The 12,236-nt window shown below is 69.5% G+C and carries 12 protein-coding genes and 8 pseudogenes; 15 read left to right on the top strand and 5 right to left on the bottom strand.

Going from position 1 to position 12,236, the window contains the following annotated elements; translation table 11 throughout:
- Positions 1-110: 110 nt before the first annotated feature.
- Positions 111-701 carry a hypothetical protein gene (locus tag QQK48_RS07295; RefSeq protein ID WP_284327993.1) on the bottom strand — a complete coding sequence of 197 codons (591 nt, stop codon included), beginning with the start codon at positions 699-701 and terminating at the stop codon, positions 111-113.
- Positions 702-706: 5 nt separating this feature from the next.
- Positions 707-1,327, bottom strand: coding sequence for a response regulator transcription factor (locus QQK48_RS07290; protein WP_284329333.1), 621 nt, complete (start codon positions 1,325-1,327; stop codon positions 707-709).
- Positions 1,328-1,559: 232 nt separating this feature from the next.
- On the opposite strand from QQK48_RS07290, the gene QQK48_RS07285 reads away from it, so the two are divergent.
- Positions 1,560-2,120 (top strand): variant leucine-rich repeat-containing protein, encoded by a 561-nt coding sequence (locus QQK48_RS07285; protein WP_284327992.1) that lies wholly within the window; start codon positions 1,560-1,562, stop codon positions 2,118-2,120.
- 29 nt (positions 2,121-2,149) lie between these two features.
- Here the strand turns inward: QQK48_RS07285 and QQK48_RS07280 are convergent, their stop codons facing one another.
- Both QQK48_RS07280 and QQK48_RS07275 read right to left on the bottom strand, forming a co-directional pair.
- A complete protein-coding gene (locus QQK48_RS07280) occupies positions 2,150-2,815 on the bottom strand; it encodes a septum formation family protein (RefSeq protein WP_284327991.1) in 666 nt (221 codons plus the stop codon).
- A pseudogene (locus QQK48_RS07275) lies at positions 2,812-3,605 on the bottom strand (exodeoxyribonuclease III). The gene QQK48_RS07280 and the pseudogene QQK48_RS07275 overlap by 4 nt, the downstream one beginning before the upstream one ends.
- Before the next feature lie 213 nt (positions 3,606-3,818).
- Between QQK48_RS07275 and QQK48_RS07270 the strand changes: the two are divergent.
- From QQK48_RS07270 to pyrE, 3 genes and pseudogenes are all read left to right on the top strand, one after another.
- A complete protein-coding gene (locus QQK48_RS07270; protein WP_284327990.1) occupies positions 3,819-4,325 on the top strand; it encodes an SDR family NAD(P)-dependent oxidoreductase in 507 nt (168 codons plus the stop codon).
- Positions 4,318-4,503, top strand: coding sequence for a hypothetical protein (locus tag QQK48_RS07265; protein WP_284327989.1), 186 nt, complete (start codon positions 4,318-4,320; stop codon positions 4,501-4,503). Before QQK48_RS07270 ends, QQK48_RS07265 begins: the two co-directional genes overlap by 8 nt.
- A 131-nt stretch (positions 4,504-4,634) precedes the next feature.
- Positions 4,635-5,216: pseudogene (gene pyrE, locus QQK48_RS07260) on the top strand (orotate phosphoribosyltransferase).
- A gap of 30 nt (positions 5,217-5,246) precedes the next feature.
- Here the strand turns inward: pyrE and QQK48_RS07255 are convergent.
- The gene (locus QQK48_RS07255) at positions 5,247-5,930 is read right to left on the bottom strand and encodes a DedA family protein (protein ID WP_284327988.1); all 684 of its coding nucleotides are present in this window, start codon (positions 5,928-5,930) and stop codon (positions 5,247-5,249) included.
- 49 nt (positions 5,931-5,979) lie between these two features.
- Here QQK48_RS07255 and QQK48_RS07250 point away from each other — a divergent pair, with 49 nt between their 5' ends.
- The 11 genes and pseudogenes from QQK48_RS07250 to fbaA all read left to right on the top strand — a co-directional run bounded on the left by QQK48_RS07250 (position 5,980) and on the right by fbaA (position 12,211).
- A complete protein-coding gene (locus QQK48_RS07250; protein ID WP_284327987.1) occupies positions 5,980-6,450 on the top strand; it encodes a hypothetical protein in 471 nt (156 codons plus the stop codon).
- Positions 6,451-6,458: 8 nt separating this feature from the next.
- A pseudogene (locus QQK48_RS21465) lies at positions 6,459-6,728 on the top strand (ATP-grasp domain-containing protein); the annotation flags it as partial.
- A pseudogene (locus tag QQK48_RS21460) lies at positions 6,625-6,843 on the top strand (hypothetical protein); the annotation flags it as partial. The pseudogenes QQK48_RS21465 and QQK48_RS21460, both read left to right, overlap by 104 nt.
- Before the next feature lie 141 nt (positions 6,844-6,984).
- Positions 6,985-7,170, top strand: a complete 186-nt coding sequence (locus QQK48_RS07240; RefSeq protein ID WP_284327986.1) for a hypothetical protein — start codon at positions 6,985-6,987, stop codon at positions 7,168-7,170.
- A pseudogene (locus QQK48_RS07235) lies at positions 7,167-7,839 on the top strand (TrmH family RNA methyltransferase). Before QQK48_RS07240 ends, QQK48_RS07235 begins: the two are co-directional and overlap by 4 nt.
- Positions 7,840-7,901: 62 nt before the next feature.
- Positions 7,902-8,832, top strand: a pseudogene (locus tag QQK48_RS07230) (metal ABC transporter substrate-binding protein).
- Positions 8,829-9,567: pseudogene (locus tag QQK48_RS21455) on the top strand (metal ABC transporter ATP-binding protein). The pseudogenes QQK48_RS07230 and QQK48_RS21455 overlap by 4 nt, the downstream one beginning before the upstream one ends.
- Positions 9,564-10,424 (top strand): metal ABC transporter permease, encoded by an 861-nt coding sequence (locus QQK48_RS07220; protein ID WP_284327985.1) that lies wholly within the window; start codon positions 9,564-9,566, stop codon positions 10,422-10,424. Before QQK48_RS21455 ends, QQK48_RS07220 begins: the two are co-directional and overlap by 4 nt.
- Positions 10,425-10,437: 13 nt before the next feature.
- Entirely contained in the window at positions 10,438-10,638 is a 201-nt protein-coding gene (locus QQK48_RS07215) for a helix-turn-helix domain-containing protein (RefSeq protein ID WP_284327984.1), read from the top strand.
- Positions 10,622-11,122, top strand: a complete 501-nt coding sequence (locus QQK48_RS07210) for a metal-dependent transcriptional regulator (protein ID WP_284327983.1) — start codon at positions 10,622-10,624, stop codon at positions 11,120-11,122. Before QQK48_RS07215 ends, QQK48_RS07210 begins: the two co-directional genes overlap by 17 nt.
- Before the next feature lie 63 nt (positions 11,123-11,185).
- Positions 11,186-12,211 (top strand): annotated as a pseudogene (fbaA, locus tag QQK48_RS07205) (class II fructose-bisphosphate aldolase).
- Positions 12,212-12,236: the final 25 nt, after the last annotated feature.

The following is a 12,236-nucleotide window of genomic DNA, read 5'->3' as shown; positions in this document are numbered from 1 at the left end:
GCTCGCGCGGCGCGTTCTCGCGCGACGCGGTGAGCAGGACCGACATCACGTCGTCGTGGACGATGGCGTTGATGCGGGTGACCTCGCGTTCACGCGTGCGGCGAGCGGACTCAATGGACGCGAGAGTCCTCGCCTCGAGCGCGGCGCGGTCCTCTCCTCGCGCCGCGCCCACCACGGCCAGGGTCATGGCCGTGAGGATGGAGCAGAAGATCAGCGCGCCGCAGCCGTCGAGGACGGCCGCCCAGGTGGTGGTGTCGGACACGTTGAGCCTGGATCAGCGGCACCAGCACCAGTTGGGACAGCGGCAGGATCCAGACGGCCGATGACGTCCAGGCGATTCCCACGAGCGTGGACGGCATCGCGTTGATGCCTTGGAGCCACGGGGTGCCTTGAGCCGCGAGAACCTCGCCGGTCATGGCGGGCAGCCACAGCACCTGGATCACCAGGAAACCGCCCACGCACACGAACGCGACCGTGTGGAGCGCCCGCATCGGCAGGCGGAAGGCCGTGCCCACGAACGTGATGGGAATGAGCACCACCACGACGATGGACAGCCACCAGTACCACTCCTCCACCTGACCACGGGCGGCCACGATGCCGCTGTTGCCCGTGGTCATCAGGAGGCCAAAGACGATGCCGCCGATGCCGCTGGCGAAGTACAGGACCCGCTGGACGCGGTCGCGAGCCGTGTGCTCGAGCACCGTCGTCATTCGAGGATGCCGTCCTCGCGGGCGCGGCGGTACAGGTCCACGCGGGACGCGGCGGGACGGCCCACCTGGGAGTACTTGCGGCGAATGCGGATGACGTAGTCGGAGACGGTGGCGCGGGAGATGCCGAGGTGGTGGGCGACCGACTGGGCCGTCTCGCCTGCGGCGTACATCTGCAGTACCTCTGCCTCACGTTCGCTGAGGCCCGCGTCGGCGAGGTCGGCCGCGGCGTCGATCGCGGCGGCCCATTCGGTGGAGAACACCTCGCCGCCCGTGGCGGCGGTACGGATGGCGTCCACGAGTTCCTCAGGAGGTGCCGACTTGCGCACCAGACCGAGCGCGCCTGCGCGCGCCGCGGACTGGATGAGATGGCGGTCTTCAGCGCCGGTGTAGATCAGGACGTGCCAGCCGCGCTCGCGCAGGGTCGTGACATTGCCCGTGGGGGTGGAACCATCCGCGAGACGCAGGTCGAGCACCACCATGTCGAGCTCAATGTCCGCGGCAAGAGCGTCCACCGACACGACCGATGCCACCAGGGTGACGTCCTCGATGCCCGCCACGAGGTCGCGAAACCCCAGGGAGATCAACGCGTGGTCCTCCACGAGTGCGATCCGCCGCATGGACGTCACGGTGCACCTCCTTTTGCCTGCGGTCACGATAGCGCGGGTCGCGGAGGTCTCCCGCTGCCCACCAAGGTGTTGCCCACACAAATGTGGGCTTTACGGGGTTCGGGGGCACTGCGATGCTTCGAGTGGTGGGGCGGCCTGATGCCATCGCAGGCCGCCCCCCACACCGTATCCAGGGGACGCGGTGGTGCCGACGGGTACGCGCTCGAGAATTGGGGGAGGGCGCATGTATTGGTCTGGTGAGGAGTATGTGCTGCTCGCAACGGGGGTGTTGTTCGCAGCAGTGGTGACAGCCAGCGTGCATCGGCGCGTGACGCTGACAGCCCGCTCCCGCCTCACCTTCTCCGTCGGTGCCATCGTCTTCCTCGCGGCAGCCGTCGTGTTGGCGAGTATCGACTCCGTGGTCTACCCGCCATTCCTGTGGCTCGCGCCGCTGGTGCCGCTCGTCATCCTCGGGGTCCTCATCCGCGACGCCGTGGTGAGTGCGCGCGGTGAAACGTCTGCGCCGTCTCAGCGCTCGTCCTCCGCACCCGTCCGCCGTGCCTCGGTCATCCCGGTTGCGGCGGTGACCCCCGGTTCACCGTCCGACCGCATGCTGCGTATGCGCGCCGCCGACCCGACCGCAAGCCCGCAGGAACTGGCCCGCATCGCGTACGCCCACCCGGACATGCGCGCCACGGTCGCGGGCAACCCCTCGACGCCTGCCAACCTGCTCGAGTGGCTGGCGTCCGTGGGTGACCCCGCGGTTCACAGCGCCATCTCCACGCGCACCAGCGCGGCGCTGTAGTCGCAGTCGACGCTCGTCGAGAGCTCTCGCTACGCGTCCTCGCCGGTGATGCCGTCGCCCGGCACCACCGAGTCGCGCACGTCCTCATCTGAGGTGGCGATGCATGCCACGGTGCGATCGCCACGGACCCACGAGTCTTCGGACGGCACCCAGGCCACCCAGTCATTGTCACCCGTGCGCCCGATGCGGTCGCCGCAGATCTCGAGGGCGCGCTCAACGACGTCCTCGTCACCCGGGTACACCTCGAGCGGAATCGCGAAGGTGGCGATGACCTCACCGCGGTGCGGCTCGGCGCAGTCGACCACGGTGGGGTCGGCGACGGTGCCATCGTCTCCGACGGTCTTGAGGCACATGCCCTCGACCACGCGCATCGCGGGCATCTCGCCGGTCGCGTCGGGGTCCGCGGGTGCGGCCCGGGTGTCGGCCACCATCAGCGCTAGCGACCACGCAAGTCCCAGTACGATGGCGCTCGCTCCGACGATGAGAGACCAGCGGACCCACGGGGCCACGCCGGCGTCTGCGGCGCCGCGGCGCTTGCGGTTCCCACGGTGCGGGGCGCGCTTCGGCTGCGGAGCGGACGTGGGTTGGGCTGCGGCAGGCGGTGGGGCATCGGCCCGCGAGAGCGAGCCGCCAGAGGCCTGTGGCGCGCCGGACGACTCGCCCGGCAGTGGCGGGGGCGCGAACTCGTTGCTCACGCGAGGTCCGCGATGTCGAGGACCACGGGCACGTGGTCCGAGGCGCCCTTGCCCTTGCGCTCATCGCGCTGAATCTCCAGGGCGGTGGCGCGCGCGGCGAGCGCCTGCGATCCCCAGATGAAGTCGATGCGCATGCCCTCGTTCTTGGGGAAGCGCAGGGCCTTGTAGTCCCAGAAGGTGTACTTGTTCTCGTCCGGCACGAACCGTCGGCTGAGGCTCCTCGTACCCGGCATCGGCGAGCGAGGCGAGGGCGGCACGGGACTCGGGGGTCACGTGCGTCTCGGCCTCCGAGTCGGACTCGGACCAGATGTCCGTGGGCAGCGGCGCGACGTTGAAGTCGCCCACGAGCGCGGTGGGCTCATCGGCCCAGGCTCGCGCGGCCTCGCGCAGGTTCTCGAGGAAGGCCAGGCTTGTAGGCGTAGTGCGGGTCGGCGAGCCCGCGCCCGTTCGGCACGTACAGGCTCCACACGCGCACGCCGCCGGCCACCGCGCCGATGGCGCGCGCCTCGACCACGGGGTCGCCGGTCTTGGCGAAGCCAGGCTGGCCCGCGAAGGACGTGGCGACGTCTTCGAGTCCCACGCGGGAGGCGATCGCCACGCCGTTCCACTGGTTCAGGCCGTGGATAGCGAGTTCATACCCCGCCGCCTCGAAGGCCTCGCGCGGGAACTGTTCGGGCTTGCACTTGATTTCCTGCATGGCGAGCACGTCGGTGCCCGACCTCTCGAGCCATTCGACGACGCGCTCAACGCGGGCGCGGACGGAGTTCACGTTCCAGGTGGCAAGGCGCATGCGCCCACGCTATCCCGTCAAATGGATCCATTTGGCTTGCCTAAGGCCGTAGATGAGGGGAAATCCACCGCACCGGTGCGGAGGCGGCCCGGTGAAGGCGGCCGATGCCGGTGGCGCTTAGGCTGGCCCGCATGGCTACCGCATTGATCACCGGAGCGTCCCGGGGCCTGGGCGAGGAGTTCGCCTGGCAGGCTCGCCACCGCGAAGCACGACGTGGTGCTGGTCGCCCGCGACCGTGACGCGATGAGCGAGATCGCGGACACCATCAGGGGCGCCGCGGGGGTGCAGGTCGAGGTGATCGCGGCAGACCTGTCCACGCCCGAGGGACTTGAGACGGTCGCGCAGCGCGTCGCCGACCCCGACCGCCCCATCAGTCTGCTGGTCAACAACGCCGGCTACGGCCTGGGCGCCGAGGTGCTCGACACCACGTGGGAGCAGGAGAAGGCCGCCCTGGACGTCCTCGTGACCGCGACCCTGCGACTGTCCCAGGTCGCGGCGAAGGCGATGGCCGCACGTGGCCATGGCGCCATCCTCAACATCTCGTCGGTCGCGTCACACCTGGCCAACACCACCTATGCCGCGCACAAGCGCTGGGTGCGTGACTTCACGGAGGCGCTCGCCTCGCAGGCTGGCTGGCACCGGCGTGACCGCCACGGTGGTGCTCCCCGGGCTGGTCCGCACCCACTTCCACGATGCTCCCGAACTGGCGCATATGCGTGACGAGTTCCCCGAGGTCGCATGGCTCAGCGCCGAGCAGGTGGTGGAGTCGGCGCTCGCGGCCGTGCGGCGCAAGGCGGTGGTGGTGACCCCGTCCGCGAAGTACGCGGTGGCGGGCACGCTGATGCGGGTGACGCCCTCCGCGCTGACGCGCCGCATGAGGTCGATGCGCTCGCGCTGACCCGGACACGGCATCGGCCGCCTTGACCGAGCCGTCACCGCACCGGTGCGGTTGATTTCCCCTCATCTACGGCCTTAGGCGAGCCAAATGGATCCATTTGACGGTGGGGAGGGGTCGGTAGGATGTGCGCCATGACGACCGGCACCTCGATTTCTGGCACCCCGCGCGAGCAGTTGCGTGACCTCATCAAGGAGCCTGGCGGTCGTGCACGGCCGCATCACGCTGGCCTCGGGCAAGGAGGCCGACTACTACGTCGACCTGCGCCGCATCACCCTTCACCACCGCGCCGCGCCGCTCGTGGGTCACGTGCTGCTCGACCACCTTGAGGTCAACGGCTTCGGTCCCGCCGACGTTGACGCCGTGGGCGGCCTGACGCTCGGCGCCGACCCCGTGGCGACCTCCTCCTTCACGCCGCCGCGAGCCGTGGCCTCGACCTCGACGCCTTTGTGGTGCGCAAGGAGAACAAGGCGCACGGCCTGCAGCGCCGCATCGAGGGTCCGGACATCGCGGGCCGCACCGTCATCGCCGTCGAGGACACGTCGACGACCGGAGGCTCCGTGCTGACGGCGGTGGAGGCGATCCGTGAGGCGGGTGCGACCGTGGCCGCGGTGGCCGTCATCGTGGACCGTGACACGGGTGCGCGCGAGAAGATCGAGGCCCAGGGTCTGCCCTACCTGTCGCTGTTCGGCCTCGAGGACCTCGACCTCGCCTGATCCGGCTCACCGACTCCGGCGGGCCGCCGGTTACTTGGCGGCGCGAGCCTCGAGGCGGTGCTTGACGAACTCGATCACGATGGGCAGCACCGAGATGCCGACGATGACGATCGCCGCGAGTTCGAGGTTTTCCCGGATCACGGTGACGTTGCCCAGCCAGTAGCCCAGCAGCGTGATGCCGACGCCCCAGGCGAGCGCGCCGATGGCGTTGTAGCGCACGAAGTGTGAGTACGGCATGCGGCCGATGCCCGCGGCGACCGGGATGTAGGTGCGCACGAACGGCACGAACCGGCCTAGCACCAGTGCGCGGCCGCCGTAGCGCTCGAAGAATGCGTGCGTCTTGGCGATGTGTTCCTGCTTGAACCAGCGCGAATCGGGCCGGCGGAAGATCGCGGGCCCGGCCCTGTGGCCGATGTAGTAGCCGAGTTGGTCGCCCACGAAGGCCGCGAGGAACAGCACCAGGCAGGCCGCCCATAAGGGCACGCTCAGCGCGCCGGTGCCCACGAACAGCCCCACGGTGAAGAGCAGGGAGTCGCCCGGCAGGATGGGGAACAACAGGCCGGTCTCGATGATGACGACCACGCACACGGCCGCCAGTGCCCACACTCCCCAGCGGCCAATGAAGGACTCGATCATCGTTTCTGGGTCGAGCCAGTCGGGCCCGAGGGTGGGCACGGCGGCGGCGAGGGTCCCGGCGAGGGTGGTGGGCGTCACGGAGACACTGTAGGCGCGTGTCCCGGGTGTCGGCTGGGAGGATGGGCGCATGACCGTCTCGCTCGGCACACCCCTCACGTCTCACGCCACTCGCGTCCTGCTGCTGGGTTCGGGTGAGCTCGGCAAGGAGGTGGCGATCGAGTTGATGCGCCTCGGCGCCGAGGTGGTCGCCGCGGATCGCTACGCCGATGCCCCCGCCATGCAGGTCGCTCACGCCTCGCGCGTGCTGGACATGCTGGATGCCGACGCGCTGCGCGGCGTCATCGCGGAGGTCCGCCCACACCTCATCGTGCCGGAGATCGAGGCGCTGGCGACCGAGGTGCTCCTGGAGGTGGAGGCGGCGGGAACGGCGACCGTCATCCCCACGGCGCGCGCGACCCGTCTCACGATGGACCGTGAGGGTATCCGCCGCCTGGCGGCCGAGGAGTTGGGGCTCCTCACGTCTCCGTACCGCTTTGTGGACTCGCTCGCCGAGCCTGGAGGCCGCCATCGGGGAGCCTTGGCACCCCCTGCGTGGTGAAGCCCGTGATGTCGTCGTCGGGCAAGGGTCAGTCGGTGGTGCGCGATGCGGCCGATGCGGCTCGTGCCTGGGACTATGCGGCACAGGGTGCCCGTGCCGTATCGACGCGGCTCATCGTCGAGGCATTCGTGGACTTCGACTACGAGATCACGCAGTTGACCGTGCGTCACGCGGGTGGCACGACCTTCTTGGACCCGGTGGGGCACATCCAGATCGACGGTGACTATCGCGAGTCGTGGCAGCCCCACCCGATGCCGGAGGCCGCGGTGCGGCGCGCGCGACAGGTCGCCGGAGCGGTCACCGAGGCGCTCGGCGGCTACGGGGTCTTCGGTGTGGAGCCTGTTCATCCGTGGCGACGAGGTGATCTTCAACGAGGTCTCGCCGCGCCCGCACGACACGGGCCTGGTGACCCTGGCGTCCCAGCGACTGAGCGAGTTCGCGCTGCACGCACGAGCCATCCTCGGCATCGGCCTGCCGGACGAGGTCGAGGCGGTGCCCGCCGCCTCGTGCGCCGTGCTCGCGGAGGGGTCCGGCGTGCCGGTGTTCGGCGGCGTCGATGAGGCGCTCGCGGTGCCGGAGGCGGACCTGCGGCTGTTCGGCAAGCCTCGTGTCGAGGGACGGCGCCGGGTGGCTGCGACCGTGGTGCGGGGAGCAAGCGTGGGTCAGGCCCGCGAGCGTGCGCGTGCGGCGGCGGCGGCCCTCACCGTGGATCTGGTGTGAGCGACGCGACCCCGGCAACCCGACCGGGCGATGACGAGGCTCCCGCGCACGGGGTGGGCCCGTGGCCCGGCGGCGAGGCCGCCTGGCCGGCAGGAGACCATTTTGATCCGGAGCCTGCTGCGTGAAGGCGACCGCCGCAACGTGGTGGACCGCTACCGGTATTGGCGGCACGAGGCGATCGTCGCGGACCTCGACGCGCTGCGCCACCCCTTCCACGTGGCGATCGAGAACTGGCAGCACGACCTCAACATCGGGTCGGTGGTGCGCACCGCCAACGCCTTCGCGGCCCGCGGTGTCCACATCGTCGGCAACCGCCGCTGGAACCGTCGCGGCGCGATGGTGACCGACCGCTATCAGCACGTCACCCATCACCCCACGGTCGAGGGCTTCGTGGCCTGGGCGCGCTCCGAGGGTCTCGCGGTCATCGGCATCGATAACCTTCCCGGTTCGGTGCCCCTCGAGACGTACTCCCTGCCGCGCGAGTGTGTCCTGGTGTTTGGCCAGGAGTCGGTGGGGCTCACCGACGCGGTGAGGCAGGCGGCCGATGCGACGCTCGCCATCGCGCAGTACGGCTCCACTCGCTCGATCAACGCGGGTGCGGCGGCGGCCATCGCGATGCACGCCTGGGTGGCGCAGCACGGCGACATCGCCGCGGGTCACGCGGGCTAAGGCCTCGCGTCGTAGGGCCCAGGGGCTGGCGGACGACACCGCCATGGCTTAGAGTTTTCGGCATGCCGAAAACTCGACTTCTGACCGCCGTGACCATGGGTGTGATGGGCGTGGCGCTCGCGGCCTGCGCGGGCGAGTCCGGAACCGAGAGCGCCGCGAGCGATGACGATCGACCCTTGGTGCTCACCACCTTCACGGTCCTTGCGGACATGGCCAGCAACGTCGCAGGTGACGACCTGCGCGTCGAGTCGATCACCAAGGCGGGCGCCGAGATCCACGGCTACGAACCCACGCCCGGTGACATCGCGCGGGCATCCGAGGCCGATCTCATCCTCGACAACGGCCTGGGCCTCGAGGCGTGGTTCGCCCAGTTCGTCGAGTCCATCGACGCGCCCCACGTGGTGGTCTCGGACGGCATCGAAGCCATCGACATCGCGGCGGACGCGTACGCGGGCCAGCCCAATCCTCACGCCTGGATGAGCCCCGACGTGGCGCAGGCCTACGTGGGCGCCATGATCGATGCCTTCGCCGAGCCTCGACCCCGACAACGCCGCCGACTACGCACAGCGAGGCGCCGCCTACCAGGACGAACTGCGCGCTGTCGGCGAGGAACTCGAGGCCGACCTCGAACAGGTCCCTGAGGAGCAGCGCGTGCTGGTGACCTGCGAGGGAGCCTTCTCCTACCTGGCGCGCGACGCCGGCCTCGACGAGGTCTACATCTGGCCCGTCAACGCCGAGCAGCAGGCGACGCCTCAGCAGGTCGCCGCCGCGATCGAGGAGGTCGAGGAGCGCTCGGTGCCTGCCGTGTTCTGTGAATCGACCGTCTCGGACAAGGCGATGCAGCAGGTGGTGGAGGCCACGGGCGCCACCTACGGAGGAACGCTGTACGTCGACTCGTTGTCCGAGGCCGATGGCCCCGTGCCCACCTACCTCGACCTCATCCGCCACGACGCAGAGACCATCGCCACAGGGCTCACGGGGGCCGCCTCGTGACCGCTCCCGCCCTCGACATCCGCGGCCTCCACGTCCGCTACGGCGACGTGACCGCGCTCGACGGCTGCTCGCTCACGGTCGAGTCCGGCCGCGTCACGGGCCTCATCGGCATGAACGGCTCGGGCAAGTCGACCCTGTTCAAGGCGGTCATGGGGGCGGTCAAGGCCAACGCGGGCGGGGTCACTGTGCATGGCGGCGACCCCGCTGCCGCGAGGGCCGCCTCCCGCGTTGCGTATGTGCCGCAGAGCGAGGACATCGACCGCGACTTCCCGGTGTCCGTGAGGGACGTGGTCACCATGGGTCGCTACGGCCGGATGGGGTTCACTCGCCGCGCCACGGCGCGAGACCGTGCCGCCGTGGACGAGGCGCTCGCACGGGTCGATCTCACCGATCTCGCCGACCGCCAGATCGGACAGGCTCTCCGGTGGCCAACGCAAGCGCGCCTTCGTCGCCCGCGCCATCGCGCAGGAGGCCTCCCTCCTGCTCCTCGACGAACCCTTCGCAGGCGTCGACAAACGATCCGAGGCCACCATCGTGACGCTACTGCGGGAGCCTGCCGCAGACGGACGTGCCGTCCTGGTCTCGACGCACGACCTCCACGCTCTCCCCGCGCTCGCGGATGACGCGGCGCTGCTGCTGCGCCGCATCCTGTTCCACGGTCCCGTCAGCGAGGCGATGGCGCCCGCCAACCTGGTGCGCGCCTTCGGCGTTGACGTCGCGGGCGGTGCGGCATGACCATCGTCGAGATCCTCCTGGAGCCGCTGCAGTACGACTTCATGGTGCGCGCGCTCGTGGTCACGGTCATCGCGGCCGTGGTGAGCGCCATCCTGTCCTGCTGGCTCGTGCTGATCGGCTGGTCCCTCATGGGTGACGCGGTATCCCACGCGGTCCTCCCCGGCATCGTCCTCGCGTACGTGGTGGGCTGGCCGTTCGCGATCGGCGCCCTCATCTTTGGCTTCATCGCGGTGTCGTTGATCGGCACCGTCAGCGGCACCAGCAGGGTCAAGGAGGATGCCGCGATCGGCATCGTCTTCACCACCCTTTTCGCGTTGGGCCTGGTGCTCGTGTCGGTGGTGCCCAGCCAGGTGGACCTGTCGCACATCCTGTTCGGCAACATCCTTGGCGTGTCCACCGGCGACCTGGTGCAGATCGGCATCCTCGCGGCGATCGCACTCGCGGTGTTGCTGGTGAAGCGGCGCGACCTCACGCTCTATGCCTTCGATCCGATGCACGCTCGCGCCATCGGCCTGTCGCCGCGCCGCCTTGGCGCGCTCCTGCTTGCCGTCCTGGCCACCGTGGCCGTGGTGGGCTTGCAAGTGGTCGGCGTGGTACTCGTGGTCGCGCTGCTGATCATTCCCGGCGCCACCGCGCACCTCCTGACGGACCGGTTCTCGCGGATGCTCATCATCGCGCCCGTGATGTCGTCACTATGCTCGGTGGCGGGCATCTACCTCGCCTACTGGCTCGATGCATCCTCGGGCGGGATGGTCGTGGTGGTGCAGGGCGTCGTGTTCGGGCTCGTCTACCTGCTGAGTCCCCGCCACGGCCTCATGCGCCGCGTCATGCGCCGTCGCGAGGTGGTGCCCGCGTAACCCGAGGAGGATCATGGCCGACGCGAACGTGACTGAGGACTATCTCAAGGCGATCTACAACGCCACCGAATGGTCCGATGCAGCCGTCACCGTGACGGTCCTTGCGAACCGTCTGTCGTTGTCGCCTTCGTCCGTCTCGGAACTGGTGCGCAAGGCTCACCCAACGCGGCCTCGTCACCCACGAGCGGTACGGGTCCGTGGAACTCACCGATGAGGGACGCGCGATTGCGCTGGCCACGGTGCGCAAGCATCGGCTCATCGAAACCTTCCTCGTCGAATACCTGGGCTACGACTGGGACGAGGTTCACGACGAGGCCGAGGTGCTCGAGCACGCCGTGTCGGACGACTTCGTCGAACGCCTCGCGGAGCGGCTCGGCCAGCCCACGCACGACCCGCACGGCGACCCCATCCCCGCCGCCGACGGCACCCTGCCCACCGAGCAGCACACGGCTCTTGACGCCGTCGCCGAGGGGGTGCGCGTGCGCGTGGCCCGCGTGTGGGACGACGACCCCGACCTGCTGCGCCACCTCAGCGACGTGGCGCTCGACATCGGCGCGGTGCTCACCGTCACGGCCCGCAAGGACTCGGCAGGGATCGTCGAGCCTCGACCTCGAAGGGCGGACGGTGACCCTCGGTACCGCCGCCGCGGGACACATTCTGACCGTTCCTGCCTGATCAGGGGACCTACGGCCCCATGACGCACCCCTGGACATCTGACAGAATGGACGACGGTTCCATCCGCACAAGTTCAGGAGTTACCCATGGCAATCGCCACCACCGAGTCGTACGCCGCGATGCTCGACGCCGCCAAGGCCGGCGGCTACGCGTTCCCCGCGATCAACATCACGTCGTCGTCGTCCGTCACCGCCGCCATCCAGGGCTTCGCTGAGGCCGAGTCCGACGGCATCATTCAGGTTTCGGTGGGCGGTGGCCAGTACGCCTCCGGCTCCACCATCAAGGACGCGGTCGTCGGTTCGCTCGCGCTCGCGGCCTACGCCCGCGTCGTCGCCGAGAAGTACGGCGTCACCATCGCGCTGCACACCGACCACTGCCACAAGGTCTACCTCGAGGAGTGGCTCAAGCCGCTGCTGAAGCCTGGAGGCCGAGTCCATCGCCGCAGGCAAGGGCCCGATCTTCAACTCGCACATGTGGGACGGCTCGTCCGTGCCCATGGAGGAGAACCTCGCCATCGCCGAGGAGCCTGCTCGAGCTGTCGCAGGCCGCTGACACGATCCTCGAGATCGAGATCGGCGTCGTGGGCGGCGAGGAGGACGGCCACTCGGCCGAGGTCAACGACAAGGCTCTACTCGACCCCCGAGGACGGCATCGCCACCATCGAGCGCCTCGGCCTCGGCGAGCGCGGCCGCTACCTGACCGCCATGACCTTCGGCAACGTGCACGGTGCGTACAAGCCCGGCGCCGTGAAGCCTGCGTCCCGAGATCCTCGGTGACATCCAGTCCGCCGCCGCCGCCAAGTTCGGCAAGGACAAGCCGTTTGACCTCGTGTTCCACGGTGGTTCCGGCTCGACCGCCGAGGAGATCGCCACGGCCGTCTCGCACGGTGTCATCAAGATGAACATCGACACCGACACCCAGTACGCGTACACGCGTCCGGTCGTCGACCACATGATGAAGAACTACGACGGCGTCCTCAAGGTCGACGGCGAGTGGGGCAACAAGAAGGCCTACGACCCGCGCGCCTGGGGCAAGGCTCGCCGAGGCCGGCATGGCCGCTCGCGTTGTCGAGGCCTGCCAGCAGGCTCGGTTCGGCCGGCAAGAAGATCTAAGTCCGAAATTCGGCAGGCGCGAGCC

The organism is Demequina litorisediminis (assembly GCF_030161615.1).
GTDB lineage: Bacteria > Actinomycetota > Actinomycetes > Actinomycetales > Demequinaceae > Demequina > Demequina litorisediminis.
This window is presented reverse-complemented; position numbering and strand designations above follow the sequence as displayed.

What these genes read in the sequence shown, in the direction of transcription:
- QQK48_RS07290 (WP_284329333.1), bottom strand. Translation starts at nt 1,327, where the DNA reads ATGCGGCGGATCGCACTCGTGGAGGACCACGCGTTGATCTCCCTGGGG.
- QQK48_RS07285 (WP_284327992.1), top strand. Translation starts at nt 1,560, where the DNA reads ATGTATTGGTCTGGTGAGGAGTATGTGCTGCTCGCAACGGGGGTGTTG.
- QQK48_RS07265 (WP_284327989.1), top strand. Translation starts at nt 4,318, where the DNA reads ATGCGTGACGAGTTCCCCGAGGTCGCATGGCTCAGCGCCGAGCAGGTG.
- QQK48_RS07250 (WP_284327987.1), top strand. Translation starts at nt 5,980, where the DNA reads ATGACCGTCTCGCTCGGCACACCCCTCACGTCTCACGCCACTCGCGTC.
- QQK48_RS07220 (WP_284327985.1), top strand. Translation starts at nt 9,564, where the DNA reads ATGACCATCGTCGAGATCCTCCTGGAGCCGCTGCAGTACGACTTCATG.
- QQK48_RS07215 (WP_284327984.1), top strand. Translation starts at nt 10,438, where the DNA reads ATGGCCGACGCGAACGTGACTGAGGACTATCTCAAGGCGATCTACAAC.